17 protein-coding genes and 2 pseudogenes are annotated in these 16,423 nt (G+C 55.0%); 13 read left to right on the plus strand and 6 right to left on the minus strand.

Going from position 1 to position 16,423, the window contains the following annotated elements; translation table 11 throughout:
* The 6 genes and pseudogenes from ACIGDJ_RS15275 to ACIGDJ_RS15300 form a co-directional block, all read left to right on the plus strand.
* Positions 1–749 (plus strand): annotated as a pseudogene (locus ACIGDJ_RS15275) (ribonucleotide-diphosphate reductase subunit beta); the annotation flags it as partial.
* 100 nt (positions 750–849) lie between these two features.
* Positions 850–1,623 carry a Bro-N domain-containing protein gene (locus ACIGDJ_RS15280; protein WP_397479131.1) on the plus strand — a complete coding sequence of 258 codons (774 nt, stop codon included), beginning with the start codon at positions 850–852 and terminating at the stop codon, positions 1,621–1,623.
* Between the two features lie 2 nt (positions 1,624–1,625).
* Complete coding sequence (locus ACIGDJ_RS15285) at positions 1,626–2,507, plus strand: hypothetical protein (RefSeq protein ID WP_101155906.1); 882 nt, start codon at positions 1,626–1,628, stop codon at positions 2,505–2,507.
* 287 nt (positions 2,508–2,794) lie between these two features.
* Positions 2,795–3,376 carry a Bro-N domain-containing protein gene (locus ACIGDJ_RS15290; RefSeq protein WP_397479132.1) on the plus strand — a complete coding sequence of 194 codons (582 nt, stop codon included), beginning with the start codon at positions 2,795–2,797 and terminating at the stop codon, positions 3,374–3,376.
* Positions 3,377–3,492: 116 nt separating this feature from the next.
* On the plus strand, positions 3,493–4,206 hold the full coding sequence (locus ACIGDJ_RS15295; RefSeq protein WP_397479133.1) for an HNH endonuclease: 714 nt from the start codon (positions 3,493–3,495) through the stop codon (positions 4,204–4,206).
* A 250-nt stretch (positions 4,207–4,456) separates the two neighbouring features.
* A complete protein-coding gene (locus ACIGDJ_RS15300; RefSeq protein ID WP_130902296.1) occupies positions 4,457–5,443 on the plus strand; it encodes a hypothetical protein in 987 nt (328 codons plus the stop codon).
* 3 nt (positions 5,444–5,446) lie between these two features.
* On the opposite strand, the gene ACIGDJ_RS15305 is transcribed toward ACIGDJ_RS15300, so the two are convergent.
* From ACIGDJ_RS15305 to ACIGDJ_RS15315, 3 genes are all read right to left on the minus strand, one after another.
* Positions 5,447–6,637, minus strand: coding sequence for a hypothetical protein (locus ACIGDJ_RS15305; RefSeq protein WP_397479134.1), 1,191 nt, complete (start codon positions 6,635–6,637; stop codon positions 5,447–5,449).
* A 125-nt stretch (positions 6,638–6,762) separates the two neighbouring features.
* Positions 6,763–8,013 carry a hypothetical protein gene (locus tag ACIGDJ_RS15310; RefSeq protein ID WP_397479135.1) on the minus strand — a complete coding sequence of 417 codons (1,251 nt, stop codon included), beginning with the start codon at positions 8,011–8,013 and terminating at the stop codon, positions 6,763–6,765.
* Positions 8,001–8,816 (minus strand): sulfite exporter TauE/SafE family protein, encoded by an 816-nt coding sequence (locus ACIGDJ_RS15315; protein ID WP_397479136.1) that lies wholly within the window; start codon positions 8,814–8,816, stop codon positions 8,001–8,003. The genes ACIGDJ_RS15310 and ACIGDJ_RS15315 overlap by 13 nt, the downstream gene beginning before the upstream one ends.
* Positions 8,817–8,928: 112 nt before the next feature.
* Here ACIGDJ_RS15315 and ACIGDJ_RS15320 point away from each other — a divergent pair, with 112 nt between their 5' ends.
* From ACIGDJ_RS15320 to ACIGDJ_RS15330, 3 genes are all read left to right on the plus strand, one after another.
* A complete protein-coding gene (locus ACIGDJ_RS15320; protein WP_101155895.1) occupies positions 8,929–9,696 on the plus strand; it encodes a helix-turn-helix domain-containing protein in 768 nt (255 codons plus the stop codon).
* A gap of 93 nt (positions 9,697–9,789) precedes the next feature.
* Entirely contained in the window at positions 9,790–10,107 is a 318-nt protein-coding gene (locus ACIGDJ_RS15325; RefSeq protein WP_039758012.1) for a hypothetical protein, read from the plus strand.
* A 12-nt stretch (positions 10,108–10,119) separates the two neighbouring features.
* Positions 10,120–10,377, plus strand: coding sequence for a helix-turn-helix domain-containing protein (locus tag ACIGDJ_RS15330; protein WP_397479137.1), 258 nt, complete (start codon positions 10,120–10,122; stop codon positions 10,375–10,377).
* A gap of 38 nt (positions 10,378–10,415) precedes the next feature.
* Here ACIGDJ_RS15330 and ACIGDJ_RS15335 read toward each other — a convergent pair.
* Positions 10,416–11,471 (minus strand): annotated as a pseudogene (locus tag ACIGDJ_RS15335) (MBL fold metallo-hydrolase).
* 209 nt (positions 11,472–11,680) lie between these two features.
* Here ACIGDJ_RS15335 and ACIGDJ_RS15340 point away from each other — a divergent pair.
* Together ACIGDJ_RS15340 and ACIGDJ_RS15345 are read left to right on the plus strand one after the other, a co-directional pair.
* A complete protein-coding gene (locus ACIGDJ_RS15340) occupies positions 11,681–12,289 on the plus strand; it encodes a TetR/AcrR family transcriptional regulator (protein WP_101155889.1) in 609 nt (202 codons plus the stop codon).
* 243 nt (positions 12,290–12,532) lie between these two features.
* Positions 12,533–13,852 (plus strand): methyl-accepting chemotaxis protein, encoded by a 1,320-nt coding sequence (locus tag ACIGDJ_RS15345; protein WP_397479138.1) that lies wholly within the window; start codon positions 12,533–12,535, stop codon positions 13,850–13,852.
* 112 nt (positions 13,853–13,964) lie between these two features.
* Here ACIGDJ_RS15345 and ACIGDJ_RS15350 read toward each other — a convergent pair whose 3' ends face one another.
* Positions 13,965–14,912 (minus strand): LysR family transcriptional regulator, encoded by a 948-nt coding sequence (locus ACIGDJ_RS15350; RefSeq protein WP_397479139.1) that lies wholly within the window; start codon positions 14,910–14,912, stop codon positions 13,965–13,967.
* A 15-nt stretch (positions 14,913–14,927) separates the two neighbouring features.
* Between ACIGDJ_RS15350 and ACIGDJ_RS15355 the strand changes: the two genes are divergently transcribed.
* The gene (locus tag ACIGDJ_RS15355) at positions 14,928–15,632 is read left to right on the plus strand and encodes a CTP synthase (RefSeq protein WP_397479176.1); all 705 of its coding nucleotides are present in this window, start codon (positions 14,928–14,930) and stop codon (positions 15,630–15,632) included.
* Entirely contained in the window at positions 15,632–15,937 is a 306-nt protein-coding gene (locus ACIGDJ_RS15360; protein ID WP_101155881.1) for an antibiotic biosynthesis monooxygenase, read from the plus strand. Before ACIGDJ_RS15355 ends, ACIGDJ_RS15360 begins: the two co-directional genes overlap by 1 nt.
* 126 nt (positions 15,938–16,063) lie before the next feature.
* Here ACIGDJ_RS15360 and ACIGDJ_RS15365 read toward each other — a convergent pair whose 3' ends face one another.
* Positions 16,064–16,390 (minus strand): DUF2025 family protein, encoded by a 327-nt coding sequence (locus ACIGDJ_RS15365; protein WP_101155878.1) that lies wholly within the window; start codon positions 16,388–16,390, stop codon positions 16,064–16,066.
* Positions 16,391–16,423 lie beyond the last annotated feature (33 nt).

The raw sequence follows: 16,423 nt of genomic DNA on the forward strand, positions 1-16,423 counted from the left end.
GTGTACCGCCTGATCACCAACCCGGAATGCCGCCAGTACATCCTGCGCCAGGCGGTCGAAGAAGCGAGCCACACCCACGCCTAGCCGTACTGCAGCGAATCGCTGGCCATGGATGAAGGCGAAATCTTCAACATGTACCACGAGATCCCATCGGTCGCGAAAAAAGCCGCCTGGGGCCTGAAATACACCCGTTCGATCTCCGATCCGAAGTTCGAAACCGGCACCCCGGACACCGACAAAGAGCTGCTGCGCAACCTGATCGCCTACTACTGCGTGCTGGAAGGCATCTTCTTCTACTGCGGCTTCACCCAGATCCCTCCATGGGCCGCCGCAACAAAATGACCGGCGTCGCCGAGCAGTTCCAGTACATCCTGCGCGACGAATCCATGCACCTGAACTTCGGCATCGACGTGATCAACCAGATCAAAATCGAAAACCCACACTTGTGGGATGCTGAGATGAAAGAAGAAGCGACCCAGATGATTCTGCAGGGTACGCAGCTGGAGATCGAATACGCCCGCGACACCATGCCTCGCGGGGTGTTGGGGATGAATGCGGCGATGATGGAGGACTACCTGAAGTTCATCGCTAACCGTCGTTTGTCGCAGATTGGTTTGAAAGAAGAGTATCCGGGGACGAATAACCCGTTCCCTTGGATGAGCGAGATTATGGACTTGAAGAAAGAGAAGAATTTCTTTGAGACGCGGGTTATTGAGTATCAGACTGGTGGTGCGTTGAGCTGGGATTGATGATGGCGTTGAGCCATGCTATAACAGAAAAAGCCTAAAGGATGCTTAGCTGAATAAATTAAAGCCCCGCAAGTGCGGGGCTTTTTTATAGGAAATTAAAATGCATACGCCAATACTGCTGGATTATCACGCTATTCATGGCACCTCGAAAATCAGAAGCTTCTACATCGATGAAAACTTATACATCTCGTTAGAAGATGTTGTTTTGACTCTAGCAAAAACAAATACAGCTATAAACGAACAAGGTAAAACTGGTCTAGGACAGTTAGTAAAAGCTCAACGCGATGTACTGGACAGCGACGAATACAAACACTTCCCAGTTATCGACGATTTATCTGCGCAACCGAGAACAGAGGTTTTTATTACAGAACCCGGTTTATACCGAATAATCTCTCGCGACAGCACTCCAGCCAGTAAATCATTCCAAAGATGGATATTTCACGAAGTAATACCGGCAGTAAGAAAGTACGGAACATACCCCGTACCAGTTAAACAGGGCGGCTCAGAGATAATGTCTCTAGCCCAAACCCTCGCACAGCATACCAATCTACTTATAAAAGAAATCGAAGAGCGAGAAAAACTCGCCAACGAAACCCGTTTACGCTTTGAAGAAACCGAGCGACAACTCGAAGAAATAAATCAGAAAATCGAGACAATTACGCTTCCAAGTGATAACTCCGACCTTATAGATGTGCAAAACTACTGCTCGGACAGCTCTATAATTATTGACCTGCAACATCTGAGAGCCATGTGCGCAAAACTGTGCTTGGAACAGGGCATAACTTATAACAAGAAGAAAAACCCAGAATCTCACATGGATTATCTGTACCCTCCATTACTAATAAATGAAGCCATAAAACTTATTCGGAGCTGATGATGAGCGAGCTAATGCAGTCAGAACTACCGCTAGAATTGCCCTCGGCTTCTTTCGCGGAGATCGACGGGATACAAATGGGCGTTTTGAACGACACTACCCCTTATCTCACCGAAAGAGGCTTAGCTAGGCTCTGCGGAGTAAACCCTAAAACGATCAGTGATTTAGCTAACAATTGGCACGATGAAGTATTCAAGCCCAGAGGAAAAAGAATTAAACAGCTATTGATTCAGCAAAATTTCACAACTGAACGAATAGTTATTAAAACAGAGCAAAACGGCCAAAAAATCAGCGCCTACCCAGACACAGTCTGCATGGCAATCCTAGAATATTACGCATTTGACTCAGATAATACCGACAACCAGATAGCGCAAAGAAACTTTAGGCTGCTAGCCCGCAGAACCCTGCGGGCCTTTATCTACGAAGGAGTTGGATTCTCGCCCGAGTCACTTAAACTAGACTCATGGCGCCACTACCACGACAGAATCTTACTAAACAAACTGCCTGCAGGTTTCTTTAGTGTTTTCAGAGAAATTGCAGACATCGTTGTATCTGCAATTGAGTCAGGACTGATCATTGACACACATACTGTTCCAGACATCAGTGTTGGGCAGATGTGGGCCAGACACTGGGCTTCAGAAAATCTCGAAGCAGTCCATGGTGAGAGAAAAAAATTCCCTCATGAATACCCAGACTACTTCCCTCAATCAGCAGCAAAAACCGAAGCAAATATATATCCACTGAGCGCTCTGGGCGATTTCAGAATCTGGCTAGAAAAGATATATTTACCTCAAAAATTCCCTGCATATTTACAGAAAAAAATAGCGCAAGGCCTTATTCCCCAGGGCACCGCAGGCGCACTTCTTTTGTCTCTAAAAAAATAAACCAAACCGAAAATAATCTAGGCGATATCAATACATCGCCTAGATTTACAGACAATTCCCACATAAAAAAGCACACAACCTTATTGACGCGAAAACCTATCGCACCTAAGGTACACATAGGTGCCTAAGAAACACCCAACGTAGAAGCTGACTTATTTACACATTACGATCTATATTCCATCAAGAATATATATGTTTTAATGCGTAAACAATAATGCTTGTTGGGATATTCTTAATTCCTCTACGTTGGGTTACGGCTCTTTTAACTTAAACGTAGAGGTAAGGATATGTTTGCAAAAAAATGGCTGCTGCCTCCCACTACCTCGGAGGACGACCTTGCTGAACCAATCATTCCCGCGACTTTTAAACGCCACGGCCTCTATCTGCACGGCCTTTTGGTTGAAAACCAGCCATGGTTTTGCGCCCGCGACATCGGTCGTTTGATGGGTGTGCATCTCAGCGAACGCATGGTCAACAAGCTAGACAAGGATCAACGTCGCGTCCTGTCGATTGAGTATTTCCGGCAACCCGAAAAGCTATTGATGCTCAGTGAATCCGGCGTCTATGCGCTGCTGGTTTATCACTACGTTCCGGGCAATCGGTTGCTGCGTGAGTGGCTGACTCATCAGGTAGTGCCGGCCTTACGCGATGCAGAACACTCGGGGCATTCAGATCGGCCGATGTTGAGTTTGTTGGATTGGCCGGAGATGTCTTTGAGTCTGCTGCATTGGCAGAACGAAGATTGGATTCGGCTGCGGGACATGCCTTATCTGTTGAGCGATCAGACACCACGAAAAGCGATGGCGACGAAGCCTTGGTGGCGAAGGGTCGCTCAGGCGTTTCAGGCGTCGAAGCATTCGATGGGTTGAGCGATGCTCTTGTAGGAATGCACGCGAGATCCGTCGCTATTTTTTGTAGGAATTTTCGTAGACATCTGTGATGGCCACTCAGTATCGTCCGAGGGTTTTCAACCCTCGGCGATTTTATGGATACGGAAAAAGAAAATAGTGGCTGGACGGATGAGGAGCTTGAAGCTTCGGTTGATGGCTATCTCGATATTCAGACTCGCTACCCAAATGAACAAAAATTTAATAAGTCCTTGGAGCATAAGCGTCTGCAGAACGGCGTACTCGCCGGGCGAAACACCAAGTCGATTGACTATCGACTGCAGAACATTACCGCTCTGTTCGAAGATCTTGGGCTGAAAACGATCTCTAGCTACAAACCAAAGGTGAATCTCGGTTCGGGGATTACCGCGCGTCTGATCAAAATCCTAGAATCTAAAGGCCTCATTACGCTGGATTCCGGTACACCTTCAACGCAAGAAGAATCATCACTTCGAAATGTACAACGAGCGAAACAACGTGATTTTGTGAGTGAGCCAGAGGGTGTGCAGATACCTCAGCAAATCGTCAGGACAACCAAAACCTACGCCCGCATATCCAAAGTCAAAGATTGGATTCTGTTCAACGCCAAGGGTGTCTGTGAGGGATGTGGACAATCAGGTCCGTTTGAAATGAATGGAGAACCTTACCTTGAGGTTCACCACGTTAAGCATTTGTCGGACAACGGGACGGACTTCAAGACCAACACCGTAGCGCTATGCCCAAACTGTCATCGACGCTGCCACCATTCTGACGACAGAGAGGCTTTCACTGCTTGGCTGTATGACAACGTTGGAAGACTCGAAAAGGAGTAATCGCGGTTTGTCTTACTAACCGTATCTGTTGTTCTTGGGGCTGCTTCGCAGCCCAACGGGAGCAAGCTCCCTCGCCACAGGGTGATGCGTGGCCTGCAATGACGGTGTGAGCATTGAACTCTGGTTGATGCCAAGAATCGCCAGCAGGCTGGCTCCCACAGGATTTGCATCAACCTGAAAACAATCAGTGCAACCCGCGCCGCCTCCCGCTATTAATACCCCTCCCCAACTCAAGGATCCGAGCCCCACCATGAAATTCGATCTCGCCTACTGCCTCAGCCTCGACGACAAGTTGTCGATCTATGATGTTCGCGATCTCAATTTCGATGAAACGGTGGCGTTTGACTCGGCGAAGGAACACTTCCAGTGCCCCAACGATGCCTGTCGTGCGGCGTTCGAGGCTTCCAATGAGTTGGGTACATTCAATGCCAAGAATGTGAATTACGTGCGCACGCCGCACTTCAAGAATCTGCCCACGACGCAGCATGTGGCGGGTTGTCCGTATGTGAGTTTGAAGGCGTCGGCGTCTGGTGTTGAGACGGCGGATGGCGAGGTGGATGACGGGCGTGAGGAGCATTTCCCATCGGAGTTATTGCTGACCCGGCGTGAGTATGTACGCAAGCCTGTCACGCCAGCGGGGGCGGCGGATGTGTTGCGCGATGATCCGGTTCGGATGGTGGCAGACAGTGGTAAGGAGTCAGCGAGTCGTGAGTCGGCGCCGGACAAGACCAGTGTGTTTGCGCATCCGGTGGAGTGTTTTGTTTCCAACTTCGCCGACAAGGAGTTGCTCAAGCGCATGCCGTTGAAGATTGGCGAGCATACGGCGCCGTACAGTTCGTTCTTCAAGAAGATCGAGTATCTGACGGACAACAAGGGGCTGATTTACTGGGGGCGGATCAAGAAGATTGAGGACTTCCACAGCGCCAGTTTTCGTATCGATTTCGAGGACAAGGTCTGGTTCAAGAAGCCCGAAGACAGCAAGAAGAAGCCGTATCCGGTCAGCGTTTATCTGAACAAGAAGCTGATCGACAACTACCGCAAGCGCAAGGCCTTTCTGGAAGAGATCAAGCACGCCGTGGATAGCGACAAGGCGTTGTTCTGTTTCTTCTATGGGGTGACGCCGGAGTTGAAGCAGGTGCCCGGCAAGAAGAACCCCGAAAAACCTTTCGAGGTCTTCAATGCCAATATCGAGAACCTGGATCACTTCATTATTCGTGAAGCGCCGGGGTTGGAGTGATGGCTAGCCTTGGGGCAGTTGCAGTTTTACGGCGCCAGGGTGTTGTTTGACTAGGGAGTACGGCAGGATCGACCAGTCAGGTCTATCGCAAGAGCGTTGCACGCGAGCGAAGTACGCGCCGAGGTACAGGCCCTTCTCGGTGAAGTACCAAGGCGAAGTCCCCCAGATGCTTTCGTCCTGGAAGTTGCAGTCGTCATCTCCCGTCGGTGTCTTCATTTCTGTGGGGTACAGGGCCGTGAATTGATTGATCACCCACGGCACCAACTCTTTGCTTACGTACTGATAGCGCGCGTTACTTTCGTCCTTGCTCAAAGGTTCGTCGCCCAGGCTGTCGCGTTCGGCATGTAAAAGTGGTTTGCCCTCACCGACCCACAGGACATCTTCGAGGGACAGCGGGTGGCCGGTTTTGACGTCAATGTTGAGCGGTGAATCGCCGAAGTCTGGATGCGCGCCACCGCAGTAATAGCTGGTCGAGATGTTCAGGCTGACCACGGCTGGCGAGATCATTTTCGGTTGCGCCTGTTGCATGAAGTCGACGTTTTCGCCGCCCTGCAACTGGCAGCCGTGGTAACTGATGACTTCATTCCAGAGGCGTCCAAGCAACTGCTGGTTAACCCGTTGCTGATCATCTTTCGACAATCCGGACTCCACGCTGAACAGGGAAATCTTTGTCTCAGGCTCTGTCCACCATTGCAGGTCGTAGCCCATGAAGTTTTCTTTCTTCGCCGGTTTCAGTTTGAGTCCCTGCAGGCGCAAATACTCGTAAGGCTCGCTGTAGGGCAAAGCGGCAATGAACGGCAAAGTTGATGAGGTAGGGGCGGTAAGTCTGGCCTCGGTGAGTTTCACCGGCAGCTTCTTGCCCTGCGGACTTCTCCATTCGCCCTGCCAGCCGCTGCCGGTTTCTTCCAGTTCCAACGTTGATAGCGGCTTGTCGTCACCATAGCGATTATTGCCCTCGGTCAAGGTCAGCGTGCCGTTCTGCAACGCGCCATTGAGCGGCAAATCACGATGGTATTTTTCGTAGAAGTACCGACCGGTTACTTCGTCCTGCTGCGTGATATTGAGCTCTACGACGATCGGCGTTTTGCCTAACGTGCCGGTGAACACGCGTCGGTCATCATCGGCGTGAACACTTGGAATCAGCGAGAACAGCACAGCAGCGCATGGCGCCAGGCGCATCAGTCCCTTGAGCATTGATCGTTCCTTGAAAGAGTCGGAGGTCGCGCCGGCGTTCGAGGGCCGTCGCGGATAAATTCGCGGCGATTATGGCGGGGTTGTGGTCAGGAATCGAGAGGCTGCGCATGAAAGAAAACGCCACCTCAAGGCAGTTGCAATGCAACCCCGCCCGGATGTTGTTTGACGATTGTGTACGGCAGAACGCTCCAGTCGACGAATCCGCAGACCGCCGCGACGTGGGGAAATGACGGCTCCAGCTTGATGCCCAGTTGCGTGAAGTGCCAACCGGGAAATTGCCAGGGATAACTCTCGTCGTAGTTGCAGTCGTTTTCGCCTTCGGGGGTAACTGTCATTTCACTGGAGTAGAGTTTCAGCAACTGCGCGACCAGCCAGGGTGCCAGTTCCTCACTGCGGTAGTTAGACCAGGAATCAGACGAGCCGGACGCCTCCCCGCCGAAGTCGCCCTCTCGTTGGAAATGCAATGGCTTGCCCCGCCCCACCCACAAAACATCATCAAGGGTCAGGAGTCTGCCTGTTTTAGTGTCGAAGTTGAGCGCATCCTGGCTTTGATCCGGATAGGCACCGCCGCAGAAATAATCTGATGAAATCAGAACACTCATCACTGTTGACGACATCCACAGCGGTTGGCTCGACTGCGCGTAACTGCCTGAACATCCATAAGACGACAATACCTCGCTCCACAAACGCGCCATCAATTGTTGGTTGATGCGTCGACGCTCTTCAGGGGAATAACCCGAGACCACTTCGAACAGAGAAGTGCCTGTCTTCGGCTCGCTCCACCACTGCAGCGTGTAGCCCATGAAGGTGTCGATGTTGCCTTTTTTGAGTGTAACGCCCTGCAGCCGCAGGTACTCATAAGGGTACTTGTCGTGAAGTGTGGTGAAAAAGGGCAAGGCATCATCCGGTACATCGGGGATGACGGCTGGCTGTAACTTGATCTTCAGGCTTTTCCCAGCGGTGCTCGTCCAATCGCCATACCAACCATCAGTTGTCGGCTGCAGACGCAAGGTCGGGCGTGAGTCTTCCATCCGCGAGCCTTCTTCCAGCACAAGCGTTTCACCGTCCAGAGCACCGTCGAGTGGTAGATCCTTGCGGTACTTCTTGTAAAAGTAACGTCCCTCTCCGGTACGAGGGTTTATTTCGAGGACGATAGACGATTTACCCAACGTGCCGGTGAACAACTGCGCGCCGGTCTCGGCCCAAGCTGCCGTCGAGACAAAAGAACCCGTTAGACAAAAAACAGCAAAAAGACGTAACAGTCCTCGGCACATCACTTCATCCCTGAATAAGCGAGCAACTGCCCGCGAGAGTAGCTGCGGATTATGGCGAGCTTGCGCGCTGGAATCGAGCGCCGTCACGCTCAGCTCAAGCACATGCTGATCATCACCACCATAAGTAAACCGATGTAGACGCGCGCATGCACCCGATCCGGTATCCGCCCAATCCATGGCGCGGCCAATCGAATCCCGATGAGCGACCCCACCGTCAGCACCGCAAACGCCAGCAGATCCACATACCCGACAAACCACGCCCCCAAGTCAGCCTGACTAAACCCGGCAAGCGCCATGTACGTCAGCGTCCCGGCCAACGCCACCGGCACGCTGAGCGGATTGGCCATGGAGGTCGCTTGCGACATGCTCAGCCCGCAGCGGCGCAGCAGCGGCACGGTCATGACGCTTCCTCCTACGCCGAGAAACGTCGCAATGGCCCCGATGCCTACGCCCCCGGCGGATGTTTCTGTTGCGGTCAGTCGTCGTGGGATTGTCGTTTGGGACTGTGTCAGAAATCCGCGACGCAGCAGGCAATCGACGATGGTCACGCCCAGGTAGACGATGAAGGCGTAGCGGATCACTTCGCCGCTGACCCACATCGCGCCGATGGCGCCGACGACCGCGCCCGCACCGATAAACCCGCCCAATGGCCAAAGGTATTCCCGGAGCAGATTGCCGGCGCGTTCGTGTTTGCGTGTGGCGATCAGGGCGTTGACGACCATCACGCAGGTCGAGGTGGCCACGGCGATGTGCATGGCCGATTGCGCGATGGGGTCGTCGGCTGCGTGGCTGGCGGTGAGCATGCGATAGAGCAGCGGCACGATGACGAAGCCGCCGCCGAAACCGAAGAGCACGGCGCTGATGCCGGTGAGGCAGCCGAACAGTGTAAGCAGGAGGTAGAACATGGCGGGCGTCCGGGATGGGGAAAGCCCCCGACATTAGAGCGGCATGCACTGGCCGGCTTCAGCAGTTCAGCCAATAATGTTTGCGTTTACGCCAACCGCTGGAACGCACCTGATGCGCAATATTTCGATCAATCAGCTCGATGACACGCCTCGCCCGGTCGTGGCCATCGGTACCGATTATTCCCACGGCCACCTACTCCCGTTTCATACGCATCGACGTGGGCAATTGCTCTACGGCGCCACGGGCGTGATGCAAGTCAGCACTCAGAATGGTAATTGGGTGGTGCCGCCGCAGCGCGCGGTGTGGATTGCGCCGGGTGTGGCCCACGAGGTATTGATGCTCGGGGTGAGCACACGCAGCCTCTACATCGAACCGGGCAACGTGGAATTGGGGCCGGAATGCCAAGTGCTCAACGTGTCGCCGCTGCTGCGGCATTTGCTGATGGAAGCGGTGGATGTGCCACTGATGTACAACCAGGCCGGACGCGACGGTGTGCTGATCAACCTGTTGTTGCACGAACTGACACGTAGCGCTCCCCTTCCCCTACACATTCCCATGCCCGCCGAAGGAAAGCTCCTCAGTCTGTGTCAGACCTTTCTGAACATGCCCAATACCCACCAATCGCCGCAGGATTGGGCCGATCAGTTACACATAAGCTTGCGCACCTTTAACAGATTGTTTCGGCAGCAGACCGGCCTCAGCTTTCGCCAGTGGCGACAGCAAGCCTGCGTGGTGCAGGCACTGGCACGGCTGGCGGCGGGTGAAGCGGTGACGCGGATTGCTCTGGACTTCGGCTATGAGAGTCCGGCGGCGTTTTCGACGATGTTTCGGCGAGTACTGGGACAGGCACCGTCCGTCTGGTTGGAGTCGGCGAATTAGGCAAATTCGAAAAATGCGTTTGATCCCGGCCGAAAACAACTGTACAAAAACACAGTACATTTTCAATCAGCACTTTTGAGCCCGGAGCACACCATGGCCTCTCTTGCGATGAATCACGTCCTCGAACGCATTGCCCTCTTCCAGTTCACCCCGACCCACTGCGTCCAGGCCCGCGCCATGCTGGGCTGGAGCGTTGAACAACTGTCGCGCGAGGCCGAGGTGGCTGTCGCAGATATCCAGCGGTTCGAAGCGCAGCAGGACGTGGCGGACGCCGCGAGGTTGGCACTGGCTTATCGGTTTGAAGCGCAGGGGTTGGTGTTCTTCCCGGGGTTTGCACCGGGGCGGAGTGTCAGGGCGCAGGGTATGGCGGGGGAATCGGTGGGGCGTGGGGATTTTGCGATGGCCGAATAAGGAGCGCTAAGGATGAACATCGAAAGAAGCACGGGCAACGTCTACGCAGATTTGGGACTGCAGGGTGCAGATGAAATGCTGATCAAATCGGGATATGCGACGAAAATGGCCGCGTTGATCAAGACTGCCAACCTGAACGAATCTGAAGCGGCGCAAATTACTGGCATCACCTTGGAAACACTAAGTCAGATACTTCGTGGAAAATTCAGGGATTTGTCAGTCGCTACGATGGAGGATTACCACCAGCGAATGAAGGAAATAGGAATCTGATTCATCCGGTTCGCACCGAGGCGAACCGGATGAAATCGTCAGGCGTTCTGCACTAGCGCCTCCCCCTCCTCTTCAACCGCCATCCACCACGCACTCCCCCGTTGTGGATGCGCAAGGTTGAACGCCTCCCCCATCCGCGGTGTGGTAATCGCAATACTGCGTTCCCATGCAAGCGCAAGGATGCGGTCAAAAGGTTCGTGCCAGGCGTGCATGGCCAGGTCGAAGGTGCCGTTGTGGATCGGGAAGAGCCAGCGGCCCTTGAGGTCGATGTGGGCTTGCAGGGTTTCTTCCGGTTGCATGTGCACATGGGGCCATTCGACGTTGTAGGCGCCGGTTTCCATCAGGGTCAGGTCGAACGGGCCGTACTGTTCGCCGATGCGTTTGAAGCCGTCGAAGTAACCGCTGTCGCCGCTGAAGAAAATTCGTGTGCCGGCGTCGATCATTACTCATGACGCCCACAAGGTGCTGTTGCCGTCGAAGAGGCCACGACCGGAAAAGTGCTGCGAAGGTGTGGCAACGAAGCGGATACCGGCGATTTCGGTGCCCTGCCACCAGTCATACTGGCGCACTTTGCTGGCGTCGATGCCCCACTTGATCAGGGTGTCGCCCACGCCCAGCGGGGTCAGGAAGTACGTGGTTTTGGCGGCGAGTTTGAGTACCGCTTCGTAGTCGAGATGGTCGTAATGGTTGTGCGAGAGGATCACCGCTTCGATCGGCGGCAGTTCGTCGATGCTGATCGGTGGCTGATGGAAACGTTTCGGACCCGCCCACTGTACTGGCGAGGCGCGCTCGGCGAAGACCGGGTCAGTAATCCAGAATTTGTCGCGCATCTTCAGCAACAGCGTCGAGTGCCCCAAGCGGTAAACGCTGTGATTCGGCGCTGCGACCAGATCTTCGCGAGTAAGCGGCTGCACAGGGATGGCAGCGGTTGGACGGGTGTCGCGCGGTTTGTGGAAAATCATGTTCCACATGATCCGCAGCATTTTGCGCAGGCCTTCGCGCTGTACCGGCGCATGATTGCGAAACAGCCCTTGATCCTGTCGAGAGGCTTCAGGCTTGGGAGTTTTATCCGGGAGAGAGACTGGATTGGCCATGACTGAACGACTCCGAAAAACCGTGTGCTGCACGGTATTCCACGGGAAATGAAAATGGCCAAGCTGCACGCAAGGGCCAAACGCTCTGGTTTGTAAGGTGCGAGGATTAACGCAACATTACACTGAGCGGTGTAGTTTCTAGGTTGCATCAAAGCCGACGCCAAGTAAACTGCCAAGTGTAATTCCTCTCTTCTCTGCCGAAGCCTGCCATGACCGCTCCCCGACGCCTGACCGACCGCAAACGCGAAGCCATCATCCAGGCAGCGATCGCCGAATTCCGTGCCCATGGGTTTGAAATCACCAGCATGGACAAGATCGCTGCCACCGCCGGCGTGTCGAAGCGTACGGTGTACAACCACTTCCCCAGCAAAGAAGAACTGTTCGCCGATATCCTCAACCAGTTATGGGCGCGGATCATTGCCGAGCCATCAGTTAGCTATAACCGCGAGCAACCGCTGAGCGAGCAGTTGCGGCAAATGTTGCGAGAGAAGGTGCAGATGATGGCCGACGAGAATTTTCTTACCCTCGCCCGGGTAGCGATTGCCGCCACTATTCATTCCCCCGAACGTGCGCAGAACATGATCGAGCGCATGGGCGAGCGCGAGGAAGGATTGACCGTCTGGATACGCGCGGCGCAAGCCGATGGACGGCTCAAACCGGTGGATCCAGAGTTTGCCGCGCATCAAGTGCAAGGCTTGCTCAAGGCGTTCGCGTTCTGGCCGCAGATCTCGCTCGGCCGCGCGGCCCTTGATCCAGACGCGCAGAACGCGGTTGCCGAGTCGGCACTGGAGATGTTTTTGGCGCGCTATCAAGGCTGATTCCCTGTTCAGCCGAGCAGGCGCTCAAACGTGTACAACTAATTTCGCAAAAAGTTATACAAACTCGCGAAAAATTCCTTTCTTGTACAACTTTATGAAGTTTTGTATAAGTAGCCATCTGCCAGTAACGGAACGCTGGCATTGAGCAGTCACCGCCGAATGCCGCCAGTGCATTTCGGTCTGCCGGCGCAGGAATTAGGGACTGAATCCTTTTGATTTTTCCCACTCCCGAGTATCGCAAGCATGTTTTTTAAACGCCACAAAGCCGCCCTCGAAGGACTGCAACACACCGTTTTTGACCAAGCTGCAATGCTCGAAGCGATCAACCGTTCGATGGCGGTGATCGAGTTTGATCTTGATGGCGTGGTGTTGCGAGCCAATGACAATTTTCTCCAGACCATGGGTTACACGGCTGCCCAGGCGATTGGCCAGCCGCACCGGCATTTCTGCACACCTGAATTCGGTCGCAGTGCCCAATACACTGAGTTGTGGTCGCGCTTGAAAAACGGTCAGTTCCAGTCCGGCACCTTTGAACGGGTCAACAGCAAAGGCCAGCCGATATGGCTGGAAGCCAGCTACAACCCGATCAAGGATGCGTCGGGGCGGGTGATCAAAGTGGTCAAGTACGCGATGGATGTCACCACCAAAGTTCAGCAGGAGAACGAAGCCAACGCCAAGCTGCAGGCGATCGATCGGGCGATGGCGGTGATCGAATTCGATCTCGACGGCAACATTCTTACCGCCAACCAGAATTTTCTCACGCGCATGGGCTATAACCTCGCGGAACTCAAGGGCCAACATCACCGTTTGTTCTGCACCCCGACGCTGGTCAACAGCGGTGCCTATCAGGATTTCTGGCGGCGCTTGAATCAGGGCGAGTTCTTCCACGGTCAGTTCGAACGCGTGGATAAACGCGGTCAGACCGTGTGGCTGGAGGCCAACTACAACCCGGTCTACGATGCCTCGGGGCGTTTATATAAAGTGGTCAAGTTCGCGTCGGACGTCACTGCTCGCGTCGAACAACACGATCAGGATGCGCGCAGTGCCAGCACCGCTTATCACATCTCGGTGGCGACACGAAAAGTCGCCGAGCAAGGTACGCAAGTGATTCAACAGGCTGCCAGCGAAATGCGCGAAATTGCCGAGGACATCAGCCAGTCCTCCACGCTGATCGCGCAACTGGGCGACCGCTCGGAGCAGATTACGGCCATCGTCAACACCATCCGCGCGATCGCCGATCAGACCAACCTGCTCGCGCTCAACGCCGCCATCGAAGCCGCACGCGCCGGTGAACAGGGTCGCGGTTTTGCCGTAGTGGCCGATGAAGTGCGGCAACTGGCCGCGCGCACCAGCGGCTCCACCGCCGAGATTTCCAACATGATCAGTCTGATCCAGAGCGAGACGCGGCAAGCGATAAAGAGCATGCAAGGCACCCGCGACCGCGCAGCCGAAGGCGTGGAACTGGCCAATCAGGCCGGTACGGTGATTCTGCAGATTCGCGACGGCGCCAGTGAGGCGGTGGATGCGGTTAGCATGTTTGCCAATGAGCGGGTGTCGGGGTAATGGGGTTGGTTTGAAGGAGTCGGCGGGCTTAACACTTACTCTGGCGGTGTACCGAGGTGCGGCCTTTCGCGAGCAGGCTCGCTCCCACGAGGAGTTTGTGAACGGCGCAGATTCAAGGTGTGGGGAGGCGCAACGCTCGCCCGAGCTCATCGAACAACGTCACCACCGAGCGCAAGGCCCGGCAATCGGGCCGGGTCAGCAGCCACAGCGCCGTGTCGTAGCCCGGCAACGCATCGCTCAACATCTGCAAACCATCGCTGATCAGAAAGTCGGGTAAAGCCGCCACGCCGAGGCCGGCACGCACCAGTTCCGTGACTGAAAGCATGCTGTTGCAACGATAAGCAGGGATTACACCGGGTAACTGTTGGCGGCGCCAGGCCACGGTAGGGTGATCCGGGAGGAATTCGTCCGGGGCAACCCAGGTCAGCGCCGCCAGATTCGACGCATCAATGTTCTGTAGATATCGCGCGCTGGCGCAAACGCGGTAGGAAACCTTGGCCAGTTGCCGTCCCACCAAGTGCTCCGGTGGTGTAAGTGTCATGCGCAAGGCAACGTCGGCATCGCGGCGGCTGAGGTTGGCGAAATCGTTGGAAGTGCTCAGTTCGATCGTCAGTGCCGGATACTTGGGCATGAACTGCGCCAGCGCCGGCAACAATAAGCCTTGCAGAACAGAGTCTGTACAGGTCAGGCGCACCGTGCCGCTGATCACTTCCCTACCCTGCTCCACACCGATCCGGGCGGCTTCCAGCGCCTGTTCGGCGCGTTCGGCTTGCTCAGCCAAGGTCTGCGCTAACGAGGTTGGCAGGTAACCGGCGCGGCTTTTTTCAAACAACTGCTGACCGAGCGCTGACTCCAGTCGGCGAACAGCGCGAAACACCGTCGAAACGTCGACCTGAAGCAACTGCGCCGCCCGTGCCAGCGAGCCGCTGCGCACCAAGGCCAGGATCAGCGCCAGATCGGGATAGTCGAGTCGATAGTGCGCCGCTGCATTGATCACTTGGGGAAACGCCAATATTGAATGCGTGAGCGCCAATCTATAGTGACTGCCATCCATCAGCAAGCGCAGGGAAATCCCATGGAAAATCGCGCCATTCGCATCGCCTTGGTTGGCGATTACGACCCCCAAGTCACCGCCCACCAAGCGATTCCGGTTGCACTCGGCCTTGTCGCCCCCCATCTGCAACGTCCTGTGCAGTTCGAATGGCTGGCCACTGAAGAGATCGGCACCGACACTGCGTTGAATCAATTCGATGGGTTCTGGTGTGTACCCGCCAGCCCTTATAAAAGTGAAGACGGTGCGCTAAGAGCAATCCGCTTTGCCCGCGAGCAAGGGCGACCTTTCCTCGGCACCTGTGGCGGTTTTCAGCATGCGGTTCTGGAATATTCGCGCAATGTTCTAGGATGGGCCGACGCCGAGCACGGGGAAACCTCGCCAGAATCCGAACGCGCTGTACTCACGCCGCTGAGCTGCTCGCTGGTTGAAGCCATCGACGTCATTCACCTCCAGCCCGGCTCGTTGATCGCCAAGGCGTACGAAAAGTCTGAAATTGAAGAAGGCTATCGCTGCCGCTACGGCGTGAATCCGCAGTTCGAACAGCATTTGATGAGCGATCAGCTACAAGCGGTAGGCCATGATTCAGCGGGGGATCTGCGCGCTATCGAACTGAAAAATCATCCGTTTTTCGTCGCCACGCTGTTCCAGCCGGAACGCGCCGCACTAAAAGGAAAAATGCCACCGCTGGTTCGCGCGTTTATCGAAGCCTGCGGGGAGCCAAGCTGATGACAACTTGCTACGCAGTGATTTTCACATCGACCCGCACCGAGGGTGACAACGGTTACGCCGCAGCGGCGCAGCGCATGGCCGAGCTGGCAAGTCAGCAGCCTGGCTTTCTTGACGTGGAATCAGTTCGGGGCGCGGACGGTGTCGGGATTACCGTGTCGTATTGGCAGAGCGAGGCGGCGATTCTCGCATGGAGAGATAATCCCGAGCACCGGTTGATTCAGGCAAGCGGGCGCTCTGAATGGTATTCGGCGTTTCACACCCGAGTATGCCGTGTTGAGCGCGAGTATGTATTCGGCCAGTGAGGTTGGCGGCGCCCACAACGCCGCCTTCGCGAGCAGGCTCGCTCCCACATTGGATCTGTGGCGTTCACGAAATCCCTGTGGGAGCGAGCCTGCTCGCGAAGAGGCCCGCAACCCCACTGCAAAACATCAACCGCGCACCAGACTCCGCACCGCCACAATCTCCGGCACTTCAACCTTGCTCATGTAAACCCGCAACGGTTCGGTGATGTTGATGCGGTCGTCGATGTGTTGATCGAGCAACAACTGAATCAACTCGCGCCTGAGCGTCATGGTGGTGTCCGACGCCGTCGCCCAGACGAATTCACTGGCCGCAATGATGCCGTCATCGGCCACATCCATACCGAACGAATCCTCGCTGAAGCGCACGATATATTGGCCGGTCTTGCGATTCAGGCCGACGAAACCTTTCAGATTGTCGGCGGCCTGGCAGATGAGTTGGGAGGTGATGCGCATGGTAAACCTCACGAAAGATGATCGATGGTCTAC

The sequence above is a fragment of the Pseudomonas sp. NPDC079367 genome (assembly GCF_044542195.1).
Lineage (GTDB): Bacteria > Pseudomonadota > Gammaproteobacteria > Pseudomonadales > Pseudomonadaceae > Aquipseudomonas.

Excerpts from the sequence above, each read along its gene's own strand:
- ACIGDJ_RS15280 (WP_397479131.1), top strand. The coding sequence starts at position 850 with ATGCATACGCCAATACTGCTGGATTATCACGCTATTCATGGCACCTCG.
- ACIGDJ_RS15285 (WP_101155906.1), top strand. The coding sequence starts at position 1,626 with ATGAGCGAGCTAATGCAGTCAGAACTACCGCTAGAATTGCCCTCGGCT.
- ACIGDJ_RS15290 (WP_397479132.1), top strand. The coding sequence starts at position 2,795 with ATGTTTGCAAAAAAATGGCTGCTGCCTCCCACTACCTCGGAGGACGAC.
- ACIGDJ_RS15295 (WP_397479133.1), top strand. The coding sequence starts at position 3,493 with ATGGATACGGAAAAAGAAAATAGTGGCTGGACGGATGAGGAGCTTGAA.
- ACIGDJ_RS15300 (WP_130902296.1), top strand. The coding sequence starts at position 4,457 with ATGAAATTCGATCTCGCCTACTGCCTCAGCCTCGACGACAAGTTGTCG.
- ACIGDJ_RS15305 (WP_397479134.1), bottom strand. The coding sequence starts at position 6,637 with ATGCTCAAGGGACTGATGCGCCTGGCGCCATGCGCTGCTGTGCTGTTC.
- ACIGDJ_RS15315 (WP_397479136.1), bottom strand. The coding sequence starts at position 8,816 with ATGTTCTACCTCCTGCTTACACTGTTCGGCTGCCTCACCGGCATCAGC.
- ACIGDJ_RS15320 (WP_101155895.1), top strand. The coding sequence starts at position 8,929 with ATGCGCAATATTTCGATCAATCAGCTCGATGACACGCCTCGCCCGGTC.
- ACIGDJ_RS15325 (WP_039758012.1), top strand. The coding sequence starts at position 9,790 with ATGGCCTCTCTTGCGATGAATCACGTCCTCGAACGCATTGCCCTCTTC.
- ACIGDJ_RS15330 (WP_397479137.1), top strand. The coding sequence starts at position 10,120 with ATGAACATCGAAAGAAGCACGGGCAACGTCTACGCAGATTTGGGACTG.
- ACIGDJ_RS15340 (WP_101155889.1), top strand. The coding sequence starts at position 11,681 with ATGACCGCTCCCCGACGCCTGACCGACCGCAAACGCGAAGCCATCATC.
- ACIGDJ_RS15345 (WP_397479138.1), top strand. The coding sequence starts at position 12,533 with ATGTTTTTTAAACGCCACAAAGCCGCCCTCGAAGGACTGCAACACACC.
- ACIGDJ_RS15355 (WP_397479176.1), top strand. The coding sequence starts at position 14,928 with ATGGAAAATCGCGCCATTCGCATCGCCTTGGTTGGCGATTACGACCCC.
- ACIGDJ_RS15360 (WP_101155881.1), top strand. The coding sequence starts at position 15,632 with ATGACAACTTGCTACGCAGTGATTTTCACATCGACCCGCACCGAGGGT.
- ACIGDJ_RS15365 (WP_101155878.1), bottom strand. The coding sequence starts at position 16,390 with ATGCGCATCACCTCCCAACTCATCTGCCAGGCCGCCGACAATCTGAAA.